At 71.0% G+C, this 18,474-nt stretch carries 15 protein-coding genes; 8 read left to right on the top strand and 7 right to left on the bottom strand.

Annotation, left to right across the window (positions count from 1 at the left end; all coding sequences use genetic code 11):
* Positions 1-356: 356 nt before the first annotated feature.
* The 5 genes from ACFWA7_RS04270 to ACFWA7_RS04250 all read right to left on the bottom strand — a co-directional run bounded on the left by ACFWA7_RS04270 (position 357) and on the right by ACFWA7_RS04250 (position 6,054).
* Positions 357-686, bottom strand: a complete 330-nt coding sequence (locus tag ACFWA7_RS04270) for a hypothetical protein (RefSeq protein ID WP_385820794.1) — start codon at positions 684-686, stop codon at positions 357-359.
* A 944-nt stretch (positions 687-1,630) separates the two neighbouring features.
* Positions 1,631-1,777 carry a hypothetical protein gene (locus tag ACFWA7_RS04265; RefSeq protein WP_385820792.1) on the bottom strand — a complete coding sequence of 49 codons (147 nt, stop codon included), beginning with the start codon at positions 1,775-1,777 and terminating at the stop codon, positions 1,631-1,633.
* A gap of 42 nt (positions 1,778-1,819) precedes the next feature.
* Positions 1,820-3,532, bottom strand: coding sequence for a glycerol-3-phosphate dehydrogenase/oxidase (locus ACFWA7_RS04260; RefSeq protein ID WP_385535460.1), 1,713 nt, complete (start codon positions 3,530-3,532; stop codon positions 1,820-1,822).
* Between the two features lie 81 nt (positions 3,533-3,613).
* Positions 3,614-5,131, bottom strand: coding sequence for a glycerol kinase GlpK (gene glpK, locus ACFWA7_RS04255; RefSeq protein WP_385535475.1), 1,518 nt, complete (start codon positions 5,129-5,131; stop codon positions 3,614-3,616).
* A gap of 74 nt (positions 5,132-5,205) precedes the next feature.
* On the bottom strand, positions 5,206-6,054 hold the full coding sequence (locus ACFWA7_RS04250; protein WP_385549323.1) for an MIP/aquaporin family protein: 849 nt from the start codon (positions 6,052-6,054) through the stop codon (positions 5,206-5,208).
* Positions 6,055-6,345: 291 nt separating this feature from the next.
* On the opposite strand from ACFWA7_RS04250, the gene ACFWA7_RS04245 reads away from it, so the two are divergent.
* The 5 genes from ACFWA7_RS04245 (at position 6,346) to ACFWA7_RS04225 (ending at position 11,027) form a co-directional block, all read left to right on the top strand.
* Entirely contained in the window at positions 6,346-6,648 is a 303-nt protein-coding gene (locus ACFWA7_RS04245; protein WP_385820790.1) for a hypothetical protein, read from the top strand.
* Positions 6,649-6,765: 117 nt separating this feature from the next.
* Positions 6,766-7,770 carry a dihydroxyacetone kinase subunit DhaK gene (gene dhaK / locus ACFWA7_RS04240; RefSeq protein ID WP_385820788.1) on the top strand — a complete coding sequence of 335 codons (1,005 nt, stop codon included), beginning with the start codon at positions 6,766-6,768 and terminating at the stop codon, positions 7,768-7,770.
* Between the two features lie 504 nt (positions 7,771-8,274).
* Positions 8,275-8,700 (top strand): hypothetical protein, encoded by a 426-nt coding sequence (locus ACFWA7_RS04235; protein WP_385820786.1) that lies wholly within the window; start codon positions 8,275-8,277, stop codon positions 8,698-8,700.
* A gap of 3 nt (positions 8,701-8,703) precedes the next feature.
* Entirely contained in the window at positions 8,704-10,422 is a 1,719-nt protein-coding gene (locus ACFWA7_RS04230) for an alpha/beta hydrolase (RefSeq protein ID WP_385820784.1), read from the top strand.
* The gene (locus tag ACFWA7_RS04225; protein WP_385549309.1) at positions 10,419-11,027 is read left to right on the top strand and encodes a hypothetical protein; all 609 of its coding nucleotides are present in this window, start codon (positions 10,419-10,421) and stop codon (positions 11,025-11,027) included. The genes ACFWA7_RS04230 and ACFWA7_RS04225 overlap by 4 nt, the downstream gene beginning before the upstream one ends.
* Before the next feature lie 105 nt (positions 11,028-11,132).
* Here ACFWA7_RS04225 and ACFWA7_RS04220 read toward each other — a convergent pair whose 3' ends face one another.
* Positions 11,133-12,428, bottom strand: coding sequence for a PAS domain S-box protein (locus ACFWA7_RS04220; RefSeq protein WP_385549306.1), 1,296 nt, complete (start codon positions 12,426-12,428; stop codon positions 11,133-11,135).
* A gap of 369 nt (positions 12,429-12,797) precedes the next feature.
* Between ACFWA7_RS04220 and ACFWA7_RS04215 the strand changes: the two genes are divergently transcribed.
* The 3 genes from ACFWA7_RS04215 to ACFWA7_RS04205 are packed head-to-tail and all read left to right on the top strand — an operon-like array spanning position 12,798 to position 17,634.
* Positions 12,798-14,186: an acetyl-CoA carboxylase biotin carboxylase subunit family protein gene (locus tag ACFWA7_RS04215; protein ID WP_385549302.1), complete on the top strand. Its 1,389-nt coding sequence runs from the start codon at positions 12,798-12,800 to the stop codon at positions 14,184-14,186.
* Positions 14,183-16,216 (top strand): PEP/pyruvate-binding domain-containing protein, encoded by a 2,034-nt coding sequence (locus tag ACFWA7_RS04210; protein ID WP_385549299.1) that lies wholly within the window; start codon positions 14,183-14,185, stop codon positions 16,214-16,216. The genes ACFWA7_RS04215 and ACFWA7_RS04210 overlap by 4 nt, the downstream gene beginning before the upstream one ends.
* Positions 16,213-17,634 carry an MFS transporter gene (locus ACFWA7_RS04205; protein ID WP_385820782.1) on the top strand — a complete coding sequence of 474 codons (1,422 nt, stop codon included), beginning with the start codon at positions 16,213-16,215 and terminating at the stop codon, positions 17,632-17,634. The genes ACFWA7_RS04210 and ACFWA7_RS04205 overlap by 4 nt, the downstream gene beginning before the upstream one ends.
* Before the next feature lie 94 nt (positions 17,635-17,728).
* On the opposite strand, the gene ACFWA7_RS04200 is transcribed toward ACFWA7_RS04205, so the two are convergent.
* Positions 17,729-18,367, bottom strand: a complete 639-nt coding sequence (locus tag ACFWA7_RS04200; protein ID WP_385820780.1) for a hypothetical protein — start codon at positions 18,365-18,367, stop codon at positions 17,729-17,731.
* Positions 18,368-18,474 lie beyond the last annotated feature (107 nt).

Genomic DNA, 18,474 nt, shown 5'->3' with positions numbered 1-18,474 from the left:
CTCCTGTGCTGACTTGGTGCTGACTACGCAGCGTCGAACTCCGACATTCGGTACGGATCGCACGCCGCAGTGGATCAAGGAACGTCGGGATGCCGGCCCGCGCGGTCGCCGAGGTGGCGGGGTCGGCCCCGAGGTGCGGATCGCAGTCCACCCCAGCCGTGGCCGGGGCGGTCAGGGAAGCGGGTCCCGCAGACGAAGAACCCGACACACCACAGGGCCACCGCGCGCGGCACAACATCGTTTTCTCCCGGCCCCCAGCTGGCGCAAGACCGCAGCGCCCACAGTGGCCGGCCGGACGGCTGCGAGGCGCGCGTGGCTGTAGCGACGCCGCGCGGAGCGGGGCGCAGGGCCGGCGTTCAGCGGTGACGCAGGAGCCTCTTGGGGCATTCACGCTGAGTGCTCCAGTCGCAGCGAACCAGGCGCAACGCCTTCACGCCTCCTCGTACGCGCAAGGCGATCTCGTAGCCGATCTTCTTTCTGTTGGCGCCGGCGACCGTTACATCCGTACGACGGCGACCATGTACGGCTCGGTCTTCGACGGAGACGCTGAAGCCCTCTCGACCCGCTGTTTCGGCGGTGTGGTTCTTGAGCGACTTGTGCAGCTCGCTCTCGCCTGTTGTCTCGGACACCTCTCCCCTGGGCACGTGCCGGGCGTGGTAGCGGCCGTTCTTCTCGACGATGGTCATGAACCCGGGGCAGGCGGTCCCGTATTCGTGGGCCCCGAGGCAGTAGAGAAGGTGAGGCTGGCACTCAAGTCGATAGTGATCCCGTAACCGCGATGCAGCACGTTGTGGGTCATGATTTGAGAGTAAATCCTGCCTCTGACAACAGAGTTGGTTGCCGCGGCGGGGCTAGTCGGTGGCGGCGCCCCTGCCGACGAGCAACCCCGCCCCCCCCTCAACGCGCCGCTTGCCTTCGTGCACTGCTCTAGTCGGCTGGGATCAGGTTCTGGGTGTTGCGTGAGGGGGATTGAGTATGTTCTGCGGCCCCTGAGCGGGGATGAGATGCGGGCGGGAGGATGGGGGAGTGCTGTCCCGGGCCAGGAGTCTGACTCATGACATGCCTGACCGAAGTGTCCTGGTGTCACAGTGTCGGCCGTTGGCCGGGGATGGTGCGTTGTCGGTGCCGGGCCGGCGGGGCGTGTCCCGATAGGGGCCTGCCGATCGTGGTGTCGTCCTCACGATTCTGACCGCCCGAGGCGGCCCGGTACCGGCAACGCGACGCGCCGTCGGACCGGAAAGGGGAATGGGCATGTCCAGATCGACCGTGTCCAGTACGCCGCCTGCTCCGCAGACCCGTCGTCGTCGCCCCTGCGGGGGAGGCGGTGCTGGGAGTGGATACGCAATCGGGCCAGGAAGCGGGGCGCCGTGGGGCGGCCCGGGAGGTCTTCCACCTGGTCAGGCCGCTCCGGCCGTGACCGCGCTGACGGAGGCTGTGGAACCCCCGTCGGCTTGCTCCCGCGGGGCCCCTCGTGCGTCGGCCTACGTAACGGAGCCGATTCGCTCGATCGCATGAGGCCCGGATCCTGACGAGGTCGCTCTGCGGTCTTGTCCGCGACCGGGCTGCCCTGACCGGCCCTGACGCGTGACGAGCACTCACGCGAAATCCTGATTCCGAGGCGAGCGATGATTCAGAAATCGGCGCCCAGCAAGGCGAGGGGGCGACGGTCCAGCTCAGCGATGCGGATCTTCTCGCGCAGCCAGTTCGCGACATCACCTTCCTGACCTTCCTGCTCAAGCAGAAGGACCGGTTCCCGTAGTTCACCGAGAACGGTCACTCGCCGGCTCAGGGCCCGCTCGTTTCCAGCCCCCGACCCCACTCAGTGCACCGGGATGATGTCGGGGGCGCCGAGCCGTACCGCGTCGGCGGTCTGGTCGTCCGGCTGCTGCTGAGCCTCGCGTTCGGCGGCCACCCGCGTCAGGTAGTGGTTGACCTCACGGTCCCGGTGCGCTTGGTCCCACCCCAGGTGAGGCGCCATCAGTTCCACGACGGTCTGCGCCGCGTCCACACCACGGTCCCAGGACTCGATGGAGATCCGGGTACGTCGGGCGAGCACGTCCTCCAGGTGGCGGGCACCCTCATGGGTCACCGCGTAGACGGCCTCGACCCGCAGGTAATCGTCGGAGCTCGGCAACGGCTCGCCGAGTGAGGAGTCGGCTGCGACCAGGGCGAGCAGCTCGTGCACCAGGGAACCGTAGCGGTTCAACAGGTGCTCGATACGGGCGACATGCAGCCCGGAGCACTCGGCGAGGTTGTGGCGGGAGTTCCAAAGGGCCGGATAGCCGTCGGCGCCGAGCAGCGGAACGCGTTGCGTGATGCAGTCGGGCACTTTCTCGTCCAGGCCGCGGGCCGCCTCGTCGACTGCGTCCTTGGCCATCACCCGATAGGTCGTGTACTTGCCGCCGGCCACCACGACGAGCCCGGGTACCGGGTGTGCGACCAGGTGCTCCCGTGACAGTTTGCTGGTTTCTGCGGCCTCGCCGGACAGGAGGGGACGCAGACCGGCGTAGACGCCTTCGACGTCCTCCGGAACCAGAGGTGTGGCCAGGACGCTGTTGACGTGTTCCAGTAGGTAGGTGACGTCCTTGGAGCTGAGGGCGGGATGGGCCTTGTCGAGTGTCCAGTCGGTGTCGGTGGTCCCGATGATCCAGTGTCGTCCCCAGGGGATGACGAACAGCACGCTCTTCTCGGTGCGGAGGATCAGCCCGGTGCGGGAGTTGATCCGGTCACGGGGGACCAGCAGGTGTACGCCCTTGGAGGCGCGGACGTGGAACTGGCCGCGCGTGCCGGCGAGGGCCTGGGTGTCGTCGGTCCACACCCCGGTCGCGTTGATGACCTGTTTGGCTCGTACCTCTGTCTCCTCGCCGGTCTCCAGATCCGTGACAGCGGCTCCCACCACCCGCTCGCCCTGCCGCAGGAAGCGGCTGACACGGGTGCGGTTGGCGGCCAGCGCTCCGTAGGCGACGGCCGTGCGGGCGAGGAACATGGTGTGCCGGGCGTCGTCGACCTGGGCGTCCCAGTACTGGATGGCGCCGACCAGGGCGTCGGAGCGCAGCGCGGGCGCCTCGTGCAGGGCTCGGCGCTTGAGCAGGTGGCGGTGGTGGGGCAGACCTCTGGAGGTACCGGAGGCCGCAGCCATGGTGTCGTACAGCAGCACGCCGGCGCCGACGTACGGACGCTCCCAGATCCGGTGTTGCAGGGGGTAGAGGAACGGCACCGGACGCACCAGATGAGGGGCGAGGAACTGAAGCAGGAGTCCGCGTTCCTTCAGGGCTTCGGCGACGAGCCGGAAGTCCAGCATCTCCAGGTAGCGCAGGCCGCCGTGGATGAGCTTGCTGGAGCGGCTGGATGTGCCCGAGGCCCAGTCCCGGGCTTCGACGAGGCCGACTCTCAGGCCCCGGGTGGCGGCGTCAAGGGCCGCGCCGGCGCCGACGACGCCGCCCCCGACGACGAGGACGTCGAGCTCACCCTCTCCCAGTCGGACGAGGGCCTCCGCGCGTGCCCCTGGCGAGAGAGCCACCGGGTTCGCCATGGTCTCCTCCTCGTGCAGCGGGTGCGGGTGTGGGCGGCACACGTGGCCTGGGCCGCCCGTTCGGTCGCTCCCGGCCGGAACCTATTCGACCTTGGCCCAGTCGAGCGTGCGCTCTACCGCCTTCTTCCAGCCCGCGTATCCTTCCGCGCGCTGTTCCTCCGACCACTGGGGTTCCCAGCGCTTGGACTCCTGCCAGTGGGTGCGCAGTTCGTCCGTGTCCCGCCAGAAACCGGTGGCCAGACCGGCGGCGTAGGCGGCGCCGAGCGCGGTGGTCTCGGCGACGACCGGGCGGCTGACCGGGACGCCGAGGACGTCGGCCTGGATCTGCATGCACAGGTCGTTGGCCGTCACGCCGCCGTCGACCTTGAGCACGTCGAGGTGGACGCCGGAGTCCTGCTCCATGGCCTCCACCACGTCGCGGCTTTGGTAGCAGATGGCTTCCAGGGTGGCCCGCGCCAGGTGGCCGTTGTCGTTGTACCGGGCGAGGCCGACGATCGCGCCGCGGGCGTCGGAGCGCCAGTACGGGGCGAACAGGCCGGAGAAGGCGGGGACGAAGTAGATCCCGCCGTTGTCCTCGACGGTCCGCGCCAGGCGTTCACTCTCGGCGGCGTCACTGATGATCTTCAGCTGGTCGCGCAGCCATTGCACCGCGGAGCCTGTGACGGCGATGGAGCCTTCGAGTGCGTAGATCGCCGGGCTGTCGCCGAATTGGTACGCCACGGTGGTGAGGAGGCCGTGCTGGGACCGCACCAGTTCCGTGCCGGTGTTGAGCACCAGGAAGTTGCCGGTGCCGTAGGTGTTCTTGGCTTCGCCCGGCGCGTAGCAGACCTGCCCGACGGTGGCTGCCTGCTGGTCGCCGAGCACACCGGTGATGGGGATGGCGGCCCGCAGCGGCCGGGACGTACGGGTCTGTCCGAACGCCTCCCGGTGGGAGGACGGGCTGATGGTTGGCAGCATCGCCCGGGGAACGCCGAAGAAGCCCAGCAGCTCGTCGTCCCAGTCGAGGGTCTCCAGGTCCATCAGCATGGTGCGGCTGGCATTGGTCACGTCGGTGGCGTGGATGCCGCCGTCGGGGCCGCCGGTGAGGTTCCACAGCACCCAGCAGTCGGTGTTGCCGAAGAGGGCATGACCCTGCTCGGCCGCCTCGCGGACTCCGTCGACGTTCTCCAGGATCCACTGGATCTTGCCGCCGGAGAAGTACGTGGCCGGCGGCAGCCCTGCCTTGCGGCGGATGACGTCGCCCTGGCCCGAGCGTTCCAGCGCTGCCGCGATGGAGTCGGTACGGGTGTCCTGCCAGACGATGGCGTTGTAGTAGGGGCGGCCGTTGCGCGGGTCCCAGACGACGGTCGTCTCCCGTTGGTTGGTGATACCGATGGCCGCCAGGTCCTCCGGCGAGAGGTTTCCGTGCCGGAGCGCGTTCTGCATCACCGAGTTGGTGCGCTCCCAGATCTCCACCGGGTCGTGTTCGACCCACCCCGAGCGCGGGAGGATCTGCGCGTGCTCCATCTGGTGCTTCGCCACCTCGTTGCCGGCATGGTCGAAGATCATGAAACGGGTGCTGGTGGTCCCTTGGTCCACCGCACCGACGAAGTCCGCCATGGGATGCCGCCTCTCCTTGGGCTCTCCCGGGGCGGCCGGATCACGGCCGCCCCGGGAGCCGGTCAGCTCTCGTGTCAGCTCTCGTCCGGGGTCGGGACCCGTCCGGGGGGCTCCGGCTCAGCGGTCGGCAGGAACCGGCCGATGAAGAACTTGTACAGGCCCGCTCCCAGCAGACCTCCGATCAGCGGACCGACGATCGGCACCCAGAAGTAGAAGTGCCCGTACTGATCTCGCCACGCTCCGCCGTACCCGGTGAAGAAGCTGGCCAGCCGGGGACCGAAGTCGCGTGCCGGGTTGATCGCGTAACCCGCGTCGGTGCCCCAGGCCATACCGATGGCCACGACGATCAGGCCGACGATGAACGGCGCCAGGTTGGCGCCGGGGGGCGTGTTGAGCAGGTCCGTGACCGCGAGGATCAGCAGCAGCAGGATCGCGGTGCCGATGACCTGGTCGCGGAGTGCGCCCCATTCGGTGACCGGCAGGTTCGTGTTGCCGTTGGCGGGCAGCGTGGAGAAGACGCCCTGCGTCTTGATCGTGTGGGTGGGATCCGCCTTCGCCAGCGCCTCGGTGTAGTTCCACCGGACGATCAGGGCTGCCACGAAGGCGCCGGCCGTCTGGGCCAGCGCGTAGGGAGCCACTTTGCTCCACGGGAAGCCCTTGAAGGCCGCCAGCGCGACGGTCACCGCGGGATTGAGGTGAGCACCGCTCAGCCTCGCCGCGACGTAGACGCCCAGGGTGACGCCGAGGCCCCAGGCCCAGGCGATGCTGTCGTGGTTTCCCAGGCCGCCCGCCGGATTCGTGAGAGCCCCGCCGGCGACTACCTGAGCCACCACGCCACAACCGAAGAGGATGAGGATCATCGTGCCGGCGAATTCCGCTGAAAGCTCGCCGACCAGTCCTGATCTCTTGAGTCGCTCAGCCATGGGTGCCCGCTTCCCGCCGGCCCAAGGGCCGGCCGTCGACTGCCCCGAGTACTCCAGAGATCATTGTAAGACCGGCCAGAGCCATGCGCGCGCGAGGCGAAACGCCTGCTGCCCGGCCGGTGAGAGCGACCCCCTGACCAGGCGGAAGGGGATGCCGGCGCCAAGGGTCCGGCTGACCTGGGGTCCGCGGCCCCGCGGCCGACGGCTTCGTGCACACGTCGCCGCGCCGTGCGCGCGGGGCCGGCTGCACACCGGTGGAAGCGTTCGGCGGTGCGGGCAACTCGGGCGCCGATGTGGTCGCGACGAACGCGGACGGGTTCCGCCGTCATCCCAGGCAAGCACTACGCCGACGGCAACCGGGTGGGCTCCAAGGACCTGTGGCGCCGCGGCGGCACCTGCTTCGCCGTCCATGAGGCCGACGTGGCGGTCGTCGTCACCACCGCCTCCGCCGCCGCACCCGCCGAGGAGCCCGCCGCCACCTGCGGCATCGTCCGCGTCGGCGGCGGCGCCCTGGCCGCCTGGACCGAACTGGCCGTACCCCCGCCCTGGGAGGCGGGCGGCAGCGAGCACGGATCGCGGATGTCCACGGCGTGACGGCACACTGTTCGTGTGGCGTGCGATCGCGAATGCGCCCGCCTGTCACCGGCGATGCCGGAGCCCCGTGAGGACACTGGACAGAGGCTCGGCCGCCGGTTCCACCCGGGAGGTCCCATGAAGATGCTGATCAACAGTCCGGAGACCGTGGTCGCCGATGCCCTGCGGGGGGTGGCTGCCGCCCACCCGGAGCTGAACGTGGACGTGGAGCGGCGGGTGGTCGTACGGCGGGACGCGCGGGAGGGCGGGCGGGTCGGGCTGGTGTCCGGCGGCGGCTCCGGGCACGAGCCGCTGCACGCCGGGTTCGTCGGGTACGGGATGCTGTCGGCCGCGTGTCCCGGGGAGGTGTTCACCTCGCCCGTCCCGGACCAGATGCTGCGCGCGGCGAGCGCCGTCGAGGCCGGGCAGGGCGTGCTGTTCGTCGTCAAGAACTACACCGGGGACGTCCTGAACTTCCAGATGGCCGCCGAGCTCGCCGAGGAGGACGGCGTCCGGGTCGAACGGGTCCTGGTCAACGACGACGTCGCCGTCACCGACAGCCTGTACACGGCCGGGCGGCGGGGCACCGGGGCGACCCTGTTCGTGGAGAAGATCGCCGGGGCGGCCGCCGAGGAGGGCGCACCGCTGGAACAGGTGGCCGCGATCGCCCGGCGCGTCAACGAGTCCTCGCGCACCTTCGGCGTGGCGCTCAGCGCCTGCAGCACTCCCGCGAAAGGCGGCCCGACCTTCGACCTGCCGGACGGGGAGATGGAGCTCGGGGTCGGGATCCACGGCGAGCCGGGCCGGGAGCGGCGCGCGATGATGCCGGCCCGAGAGATCGCGGAGGTCGCGGTGGGCGCCGTACTTGAGGAGCTGGTGGAGGTGGCTCCGGCCAACGGGCCGGTACTGGCCCTGGTCAACGGGATGGGAGCGACGCCGCTGCTGGAGCTGTACGGGTTCCACGCCGAGGTGGTCCGGCTGCTGGAGGCCCGGGGCGTGCCGGTGGCGCGGGCGCTCGTGGGCAACTACGTCACGTCGCTGGACATGGCGGGCTGCTCGGTGACGCTGTGCCGGGCCGGCGCGGAAATGCTGCGGCTGTGGGACGCGCCCGTGCAGACGGCCGCGCTGCGCTGGGGCCGCTGAGCCCGTGGTGGCGGTGGGACCGGCCCCGCTCACGCGGCGGGTTCACCATCAAACTCCATCTGAGGGCCGACGGCCGCTGCCGCCCGCCGCCGCCCGCTGCCCTTGATCGTCACACCCGGCCAGCGGGCGGCCTGCACCCAGTTCAAGCCGGTCCTGGAGAAGATCCGCGTCCCAGGGCCGGATGCGGCAGGCCCCGCAAGATGCCCGACCCCCGCCGAGGCCGGCAACGGCCAACCTCGATGCCTATCGGGCCTACAGCAACAGGGGGCGGGCCGGCCGGGCGCGGGGTGGAGGTCGTGGTGCTCGGTGACGTCGAATGGCGGTCGCTGGTGCGGGAGTTGGCTCGGCCCGCCCGGGGCTGTGGTCCGAGGACATCGAGGGCATCGGGGAGCCGCCGTCGCTGAGCACTTGGATGATCAGGACTGAGTACGCGTACTCATAGCTGGCCTGAATTCGCCCTGTAGCCTGCCGGAAAGAAGATCAGCAAGCGGAGGGGCGAACGGCATGTCCACACCGATCGGTGGTCCCACACGGGGCTTCTGGATCACGCCAGGCGAAGTCCAGAAGGCCGGCGACTCGGCGCGCAAGGTGGCCAAGGACATCCCCGACGAGATCAAGACCCTGTACACGCCGACGGACGCGGCGGTGGCGGGTCTCGCCGGTTTCGAGACCGCCAAGGCGATCGACGACTGCCTGGAGGCGTGGGCGAAGGCGCTGCGCTCGCTGGCGGGCATGGTGGAGGGTGCGGCGGACGCGGTCGGCTCGTCCAGTACGCGCTTCACCCGGGAGGACCACGAGCGCGGGAAGTCGTTCCTGGGCTTCGGCCCGTACGCGCCGGGCGTCACGGCCCCGGGGCACGGCCCGTACACGCCGTACACCCCCTACGCCCCGGGAGTGACCCTCCCGCCGGCGTCGAACGGGGGGCACTGACACATGCGGGTCTCGCAACTCCGCGACGCCAAACCGCTCCTGCTGACGGACGCGGGTGACGCCTGGGACAAGCTGGCGGAGAAGTTCGCCACCCACACCACCGACTGCGGCAAGTATCTGCACCAGCCCCTCCAGCAGGGGAACTGGGGCGGGATCGCCGCCGAGTCCGCCGCCGACCGGCTCGGCCGGATGCAGCGCGACCTGGTGGTGGCGAAGAAGGAACTCGACGCCGTGGGAACGGTGTTGAGGGCCTGCGGCGAGGAGTTCGCCGCGCAGCAGGGCAAGCTCGCGAACGCCGTGGCGGACGCGACGGGGGCCGGATACCAGGTCGCGGACGACGGCAAGGTCACCGCGCCGAGCGTCGACACCGGCGGGATGAAGCCCGGCGACGTGGCGATGATGCAGCGCGACCAGGCCACCCGCGCGCAGGGGTACGCCGACCGCATCGGCGACGCTCTGGCGGCGGCGCAGAAGGCGGACAAGGAGTACGCGGCGGCGATCAGGCTCTTCACCGACGCGGCCAACCGCTGCGCGAAGGGCGACTGGAGCACGGGCCTGCTGGAGCTGGCGAAGGCGGACGAGCTCAACCGCGAGCTGCTGCACGAGCTCGGCATGCCGGACAAGAACGGCTCCCCTGCCGCCGTGCAGGCGTGGTGGGCGCAGCTGTCCCCCAGCCTCCAGGCCAAGCTGATCCAGGACTACCCGCAGCAGATCGGCAACCGCGACGGCATCCCGGCCGTCGATCGCGACCGGGCCAACCGGACGTATCTGCCGATGTTGCTGAACAGCCTGGAGGCGCAGTACGCGGGAGCGGACGGGGACGAGGCGAAGGCGCTCAAGGACAAGATCGACGGGTTGCAGGGCATCAAGAAGCAGCTGTCGGCGGAGGGCGAGCCGCGCCCGTACCTGCTGGGCATCGGCTCGGAGGGCAAGGGCCGGGCCATAGTCTCCTTCGGCAACCCGGACACGTCGAAGAACGTCTCCGCGTACGTGCCGGGGCTCAACACCAAGCTGAGCGGCCACTTCGCGTCGGCGGACGTGGACCGCGCCCGGAACGTGGCGACCATGGCGAACAAGATGTACCCCGACACCACGACCGCCTCGGTGGTGTGGCTCGGCTACGACTGCCCGCAGCTCGACAGCTTGTCGTGGTCGGCGACGGACGTGATGAGCAAGGACGACGCGAAGGCGGGAGCTCCGGCGTACGACCGGTTCCTGAGCGGCATCAGGGCCACCCACGAGTCCGGCTCGCCGCATGTGACGGCCATCGGCCACTCGTACGGCTCACTCACGGTGGGTCAGGCGACGCAGCAGCCCGGCGGTATCCCGGCGGACGACGTGGTGCTGATCGGCAGCCCCGGTGTGGGTGTGAACAAGGCGTCCGACCTGGGTGTGGGGGCGGAACACGTATACATAGGCGCGGCGGAGAACGACCAGGTCACGTACCTTCCGTCGCCGAACCTGCTGGAGTACGTGGCACCGGGAAGCGAGTACGGCCCGAAGAAGAACTGGTTCGGTACGGACCCCGCGGACAACCACTTCGGCGGCCACCACTTCGCCGTGGCCCCGGGCAAGGACACGGGTCTGACGGGTCTGGCGAAGGGTGACCTCCCCGCGCACGCGCTCTACTTCGACCCGGACGCGGGCGGCGACTCCCTCCCCAACATCGCGAGCGTGGTGACGGGGCACGGCGACCGCATCACGACGACGAGGCCGCGATGAGGCGGGCACGGGTGGTGGCGTGCGCGGTGCTGATGACGGCGCTGGCGGCGTGCGGGCCTGGCGGGGCCGGGCAGACGAAGAGCGGCGACCAGCGGGTACGGCAGACGCAGAAGGCATCGAAGATGAACATGCAGCAGGCGGGCGAGGGCTCGGAGAAGATCCTGGACGAGACGCTGGCGGCGGTCCAGCCGCCTGTGAAGTGGGCGTACGGCGCCCCCATGCAGGAGGCATGCAGCACCGATCTCAACGAGCCGATGGGCAGGACGACGGTCACCCGCAGCCGCAACATCATGACGGTGGTCTCCCCCCACCGCCGTGGCAGCCTCCTGGGCGTGGTCCAGCGCCACTGGGAGCAGCAGGGCTTCAAGGTCACGAGCGTGCGGAACGACGAGTCGATGCCATGGCTCCGCGCGAGCCGCCCCGACGGCTTCAGCGTGTCGCTGCAGGTGGGGAGCGTGGGGAATGTGTTCATCAGCGCGAGTTTCGGGTGCGCGCAGGACTCGGCCATGACGTATCCGGCCGGGACGCCGGGGCAGCCCGGCGGGCCTCGGGCGGAGGACCTTCGGCCTCGGGAGCGGTCGGAGTTCTGGTCGGCGGCGGGGTGAGGCGGTCGCTTCAGGCTCTGGGCAGCCCTGGCCGGGCAGCGTCGTCCGGCCCGGCCAGGACCTGATGGCGCTGCCCGGCCCAAGTGGCGGGGCAGCCCGTGCCCGTCAGGCCGTGCTGAGTGGATGGGCCGCTGTGGTGGAGCGCGGGGGCCAGGCGCGGGGGGCGAGGATGCCGAGTACGTAGGCGCGGGCGACGAGGGCGGGGCGGGTCGCGGCGCCCAGGAGTTCCCGCAGGCGGCTGAGGTGGTAGTCGACCGTCTGCCGGGACAGCTTCAGCGAGGTGGCGATGTCGCTGTTGCTGCTGCCCGCCGCCAGGAGGGAGAGGATGCGGATCTGCGCGGCGGTGAGTGACGGATGGGCCTCGTGGGCGAGGCTCTGGTGGGTGACGATGACCCAGACGTGCCGGGCGCGGGCTGCGGAATGGCCGACCGTCGTCAGGTGGAGCTGTGCGCGGCGCTGCCGCCCCTGGGCGTCGACGAGTATCGCGGACGTCTCCACTCGTCTGGTGCGGCGCGCTATCAGACCGTTCCACCTGCGGTGCAGCCGGTCGAGGCCGGGCCCGGGGGCGAGCAGGGTGTGCGCGCGGCGGCCGACCAGGTCGGGCAGGCTGAGCTGGAACAGCTCGGCGGCAGCCGCGCTCGCCTCGACCACGCGTCCGTTGGCCGACAGCAGTGCGCAGGGCAGGCCGCTGTGGTCGCGCAGGGCCTGCAGGTTGTCCTCGGCCTCCTGCCACTGGACCATGGCGCGGAGTTGATCCGTGATGTCCACGTAGATCCCGGCGACGCAGGTCCGCGCGTTCTCCCGCACGGGGAACCGGTGGCCCACCGCCTGGCCCGCGCTGCCGTCCGGGCGCCGGTAGTCGAGGGTGTGGCGCACCGGTGTCCCCCGGGTGAGGATCTCCTGGTCGAGGGCGCGGAAGTGGACGGCCTCGGCGGGGGCGTCGAAGTCCTCTATGTACTTGCCGACGAGTTCGTCCGGAACGGTGCCGTAGAGGTGCGCGTAGGCGTGGTTGGCCCACAGGTAGCGGCCCTCGCGGTCCCGGATGAAGGCGGCGGCCGGGGCGAGGTCCACAAGGCCCGCGAAGGCGGCGTACCGGCGCGGGGTCTCGGGGTGGGCGTCGACCTCCACGGCGAGGCCGCGCGTACGGCTGTGGGCGGGGCTTTCGTCCAGGGGCCAGCTCACGTCGAAGGTGCGGCCGTCGAACCGGGCCTGCCAGCGGCCCTCCTCCGGCGGGTGCCCCGGGGCCGAGAGCTCCTGACGCATCCGGTCGAGGAAGCGCTGCGCCGTGCCCGTGTCGGCGAAGGCGCCGCCTCCCCTCTCCAGCACCTGCCACGGCTCGTCGACCTCCCACCAGAACACGGGAAGGTGTTCCAGCAGTGCCTTGAGACTGGAATCGTCCACAGCGGTCTCTCCATCCGTATACAACTGGCTGACGCACAGTCACATCGCGATGGGTATCCCGTCCCGATCCCGCGCATGCTCGGTTCTCGGCCGAAGTGGAGGCCGACCCGCCAGCCGCGCCGGACTGTTCCGGTGCCCCAACGCGGTCCGCGACTCAGGCATTTGCCTGAATGTCAGGCGTCCCCGGTGGCGCTGCGGGCGCCTGGTGCGTGGTTGCCTTGAGTATGCGGGTGAACACGCCCCGACACGTACGCCGGGACCTTTCCCCGCGCCCGACGCGCATCACCGATCCGTACGACGACACGTACGACGACACGTATGACGACGCGTACGGCACGTACCGACACGGACGAATGGAGACGAACTTCAGTGAGCAAGGTGCTGTTAGTGCATGCCAAGGGTGGTCCGCCGCTCGGTCACGTCCTCTCCCGGACGGCCGCGAGGGCGGAAGTGCACCTGCTGGCGCTCAGCGCACTTCCTCCCACCGTGGCAGGCTCCGCCCGGAGACTGTGCGCCTCGGTCGTGACGCCCGCCGAGGCGGAGCGTTCCGATCTGGTGTCCCTGATCGTCTCGCGGGCCGAGGCTGTTGGCGCGGACGCGGTGCTCACCTTCTCCGAGTACGCGGTCGTGGCCGTTGCCGAGGCGTGCGAGGCGCTCGGTCTCGCGGGGGCCGGCGGCGCCTCCGAGCTCGCCCGTGACAAGCGGCTGATGCGGCGCACCTGGCAGGAACACGGCCTGCCGCAGCCCGAGTTCCGTGCCGTCGCCACGGAGGCCGACCTGCACGAGGCGGCCGGTGCCCTGCCCTACCCGATGCTCCTCAAGGCGGCCTGGAGCGCGGGCTCCACCGCGCACCAGATCATCCGCTCACCGCACGAGGTGTCAGCGGCCTGGCGCCGCTCGCGTGAAGTCATGGCTGAATCCGCCCAGTTGGGGTACGCGGAGCTCCATGTGGCCGAGGCGAACGCGGACTTCGTGGTGGAGCAGATCGTGACCGGCGCCGTGTCGGACTGGTTCGAGGAGCCCGGCTGGGGCGACTACGTCAGTGTCGAGGGTGTCGTGGCGGACGGCGTCTTCCACCCGGTCTGCGTCAGCGGCCGGATGCCCACGGTCGAGCCGTTCACCGAGCGTGCCGGCATCACCCCCGCCCTGCTGTCCCAGGACGCCCAGGACCGCGTGGTGGCGCTCGCGCGGGAGGCCGTCGACGCCCTCGGCCTGCGCGACTGCGGGACGCACACCGAGATCAAGCTCGGCGCGGACGGCGACATGTGGCTGATCGAGACGGCTGCCCGGTTCGGCGGCGCGATGACGGTGCCGCAGATCGAGGAGGTCTTCGGGCTCGACCTCGTCGGCATGCTCGTCGACCACCTCCTCGGGCGCCCGGTCGAGTGGCCCGGGCAGGCCCTCGCCCCGGCGCAGGCGCACGGCGCGGCCGGCTCCCTCGTCGTCCTCGCGGTCGACGGCAGGGGCGAGGCGTGGCGGGACCGCAGGGTCTGGGACTTCCCGGCGGTCTCGGCGCGCGTGCCCCTCACCCGCGGCAGCGAGCTGTCGGTGGTCGCGGAGAGTTCGCTCCCCGACGGCAGCGTCGTGCCGGTGTACGACCCGGCCGCGGGCGCCAACACCATGGCGGCCCTGTGCCTGCTCTCCGCCACCGACCCGCGGACGGTGCTCCGCGACTTCGAGACGCTGGTGGACGCCCTGCCGCGGGTGCTGCCCGCCGCGCGGCGCTCCGTCATACAGCCCGAGGAGGTCTCCGTATGACCGCCCAGCTGTTCACCGGCGCCGCCGAACCGGCCACGGACCGCACGGTCGTCGGCGAGAACCTCTCCCTGCCGCTCTTCCGCACGCTCTCCGGGGTCCTGGCCGGCCACCCCTACCTCAAGGTCGTCGTCGACCGTGCCGAGAACACCTGGCACCTGCTCGACACGGCCGCGCACCCCTTCCACGTCAACTACATCGCCACCCGCGTCCTGGGCATGGAACTCGCCGAGCTGGACGCGGACCTGGACGCGTTCAACGCCTCCGTCTACATGGACCCCGGGCGTCGTTTCCTGCTGGGTGTGCTGTCCCTGCACACCGGCGAGGACGCGGAGGGCCGCGAGCGCACCTTCCTCGTCCTGGAGACGACCGAGGCCGACACCATGCACGGCGAACTCCTCGAATTCTTCTACGAGTTCGTGCGGGTACGGGTCGATGGCAGGCTCCCGTTGCTGCTCAAGCCCGCCAACCACGGGCAGGAGGAGGAGCTGGCGGCCATCAGCGAACTGCGCGTGCCGCGCATCCTGAGCCACGAGCTCTTCGGCTCCAGGACCCGGACGCCGCTGAACCCCGGCGAGGCCACCGGGCGGCTGCGGTTCTTCCGTACGAACGAGGCGTACGAGGAGTACACAGCCGGGGAAGCCGGGCTCGGCTGGGCGGACATCGTGGCCATGCCGTGCCTGCCGGACGATGTCCCCCGGGTGGCCGGATTCCTCAACACCGCGCCGATCACGCCGCTTTCGCACACCAACGTCCTGGCCTCCGGCTGGGGGATACCCAACGCGATCGTGCTCGATCTGGAGGAGCTCGTCGAGAGGGGCGGCCTGGACGGCGCGTGGGTGCGCTACCGGGTGCGCGAGGACGAGATCTCCCTGGAGCGGCTGGACCAGGAACCGGCCCTGCGCGCACCGGCCTGGCACCAGCAGCGCATACGCCTCGAACCGCCCCTGCTCGAAAACACCCCCGTGCTGGCCCTGCACCGGCTGCGCAGCACCGACCGCGACCGGTACGGCACCAAGGCGGCCAACCTCGGCGAGCTGCACCACGTACTCGACAGCCGTACGGCCGACCTGACCGCCTTCTACGGGCGGCCCCGCCCGCCGCGCGACGACCTCTACGGGCACCTCGCCGCCCGGCTCGGCCTCAGCGCGCCCTCCGCAGCCGAACTCCGCGCCAGTGCGTCCGACTTCGTGGCCGCGACGGTCGGCGCCCCGGAGGGCGTCGCGCTGCCGTTCGCGCTCCAGCAGCACTTCCTCGCCTCGTCGCCCGCCCTCCAGCAGGGCATCGGCAAGCTCAAGATGGCACTCGAACTCGACGCCACCGACGTCCTGGACCCGCTCTGTCTGCAACTCCAGCAACTGATCCGGAACACGCCAGTCCCCGAGTCCGTCACCCGGCAGATCAGCCAGGCGTTCCCCGTCCCGGCCGCCGCGCTCGGACGCCTGGTGGTGCGCTCCTCGTCCAACGCCGAGGACCTTCCGGGCTTCTCCGCGGCGGGCGTCTACGACTCCGTCACCGCCGTCCACGGCCCCGGCGAACTCCTGGACGCGGTACGCCAGGTGTGGGCCTCCCTGCTGTCGCCCCGCAGCGTACGACTGCGCCACCAGGTCGGGATCTCCCTCGACGACACCTATATGGGCGTGATCATCCAGGAGTACGTGCCCGCCTCACTCGGTGGTGTCCTGGTGACCTGCGACCCGACCCGCCGCGAGGACTTCCGCAACGTCTACCTCAACTGTTCCCCCGGCTCCCCGGAGCGGGTCGTCGACGGCTCGGTCCTGCCGCAGCAGTATCTGTACAACACGGTGGAGGGCGGCGGCCGCACCGTCGCCCTGGGCTCCTGGGGCGACGGGCTGCCCGCCGCCACCCGCGCCCGGCTCGCCGACCTCTCCCTGACCGGGCGGCTCCTGCAGTCCCACTTCAGCGGGTCGGAGTTCGGCGGGTCCGACGTGGACAAGCCGCTGGACATCGAGTGGCTGATGACCGAGCGGGGCGACTTCCGGCTGGTCCAGATCCGCCCGTACGCGCTGTGAGGGGGCTGCGCCCCGGAGAGCCGGCCGCCACCGGTCCGACGGACACCGCCCGCCGGATCATCCGGCTCAACTACGGCTTCCAACTGCTGTTCAACCTGCTGTGGTGGATGCCGGTGTTCTACGCCTACCAGAAGGCGGCCGGGCTCTCGGACGGGCAGATCTTCGGCATCCAGAGCATCTACTACGTGGCCTTCTGCCTGTTCGAGATCCCGACCGGGCTGATCGCCGACCGGATCGGCGCCCGCAACTGCCTGCGGGCCGGGGCGGTGGTGATGACGGCGGCGAACCTGGCTCCCGTGGTCAGCGCCTCGTACACCGGCTTCCTCGTCCACTTCCTCGCCATCGCCGCGGGCCGTTCGCTCACCTCGGGAGCGGCGAGCGCCTATCTGTACGACGGGCTGCGGGCCGAGAAGTGCGACGAGCACTATCTGAAGGCGGAGGGCACCGCACGGGCCCTGGGGCTGGCGGCGAAGGTCGTGTGCTGGCCGCTGGTCGGGCCCCTGATGACCGTCGCCCACGCGGCTCCGTACCTGCTCAGCGCCGCCAGCGCCGCGGGCTCCCTCGCGTGCGCCGTCGCGCTGCCCCGGCTCGCCGGTGCGGGCGGTGGGCCGGGCGGTGGTAAGGGGACGGCGGCCGGCCGGGCGAACGGCGGGCGCGGGGGCGGCGCGTTCCTGCGGGACGCGGGCTCCGCGCTGCGCTGCGTCGCCTCTTCGCCGTGGCTGGCCCTGGTGATGGTGCAGGGCGTGGCGATCTTCACGCTGTCCCGGATCTGCCAGGTCAACCTCTTCCAGCCGATCCTGCTGGACCACGGCATCGGGGAGGCCTCGCACGGTGGGGTGATGGCGGCGATGACGGTGGCGGAGGCGGTGGCCTCGGCCCGGCCCCAGTGGCTGAGCCGCCGTCTGCCACCGGTGGCCTGGGTGTCGATCCTCAGTCTCGCGCTCGCGGGCACCCTGGCGGCCATGACGTTCGGCGGGCCGTGGGCCGTCGTCGCGCTGCTCTGCCTGTTCGCCGCCGCGACCGGCTTCGCGTACCCCATCCAGCGCAAGTTGGTGAACGACGCGATACCCGCGAACGCCCCACGGGCCACACTGCTTTCGGTCGAGAGCATCGTGGACCGCGCGGTGTGCGCACTGGCCGCGATCGCCGTGGGCGCGTATCTCTCCGCCGGGCGTCTGGACGCCCTGCTGTGGCACAGCGCGCTCGCGACCGCGGTGCTGCTGGGGGCCTTCCAACTGCTCCTGCGCAGCGGGGTGGTGGGGCGGGACCGCGCCGTGGCCGGGATCCCGGCGGTGGACGCGGGGACGTGGGACCCGACGCCCGCGCCGCCCCCCGGGGAGGACGCGGACGGTCATGACGCCGGTGACGCGGCCCGGCTGACCGGAGGCGGACGCCGCAGGCCGCGGCCGGGCACGTAGCCGCGGCGCGGGCGCGTCCCCGCTGAGGTACGCATCCGGGAAAGTGTGTACCCAAGGTGTGTACCTCAGCGGGCGCGGTGCGCGCGGACGTCGGTCAGTGGGACCGGCGGCCGAGGAGTTCGAGCAGCCCGGCCGGGAGGAACGTGGGCCGATGGGGCTGTCCGACCTGGTACGGCAGATAGCCCAGCGAGGCGGCGACCTTGACCTCCTCGGTCGTCTCCGCCTGGTAGACGAGTCGGCAGCGCCCCGAGTCGGCCTGCGCGCGCTGCCAGAGGGCAGGCGCCGGTTTGCGTTCCGCCTCGGTACGCGGGGTGAGGATCCGGTCGCCGAAGTCCTGCCAGGCGAAGGGCGCGGAGCCCCTCCAGGTGGCGTCGACCTCCTTCTTCAGCCTGGCGGCACGCTCGGCGTCGGTCCTGCCCCAGGAGGGCGGAACGTTGGTGATCAGCCCGATTCTGATGTGGTGCTCGCGCAGGGCGCGCAGATAGGAGGCCGCGCCGGGCAGATAGCCGATGCTGCCGTCGTCGGCGGTGTGCACGAGGGTCTCGCCCAGGTCGAAGTACACGACGGGGCAAGCGCTTTCGGCGCCCGTACGCGCGACGGAGTCCGTACCCGTGCCGTCGCTCGCGCCGCCGGGTACCGCCGCACTCACCGTGGCGCAGAGCACGGTCGACGCCAGGGCTGCGCCCAGCGCGAGGCCGGCCCGGCCCAAGCCCTTGGAGGGGGATCTGTTCATGGCGTCGTCGCCCTTCTCCCTGCGCACCGCGAGGGTGCGCGAATGTCCTGGACATGACATGCAGATGCCGCGAAGTCTCTCACGCGGCGGTCGCGCGGCGGTCGAGC

The organism is Streptomyces sp. NPDC059994, from assembly GCF_042737755.1.
Classification (GTDB): Bacteria; Actinomycetota; Actinomycetes; order Streptomycetales; family Streptomycetaceae; genus Streptomyces.
Note: the sequence above shows the minus strand (reverse complement) of the source record. Positions and strands in the feature narration are given on the sequence as shown.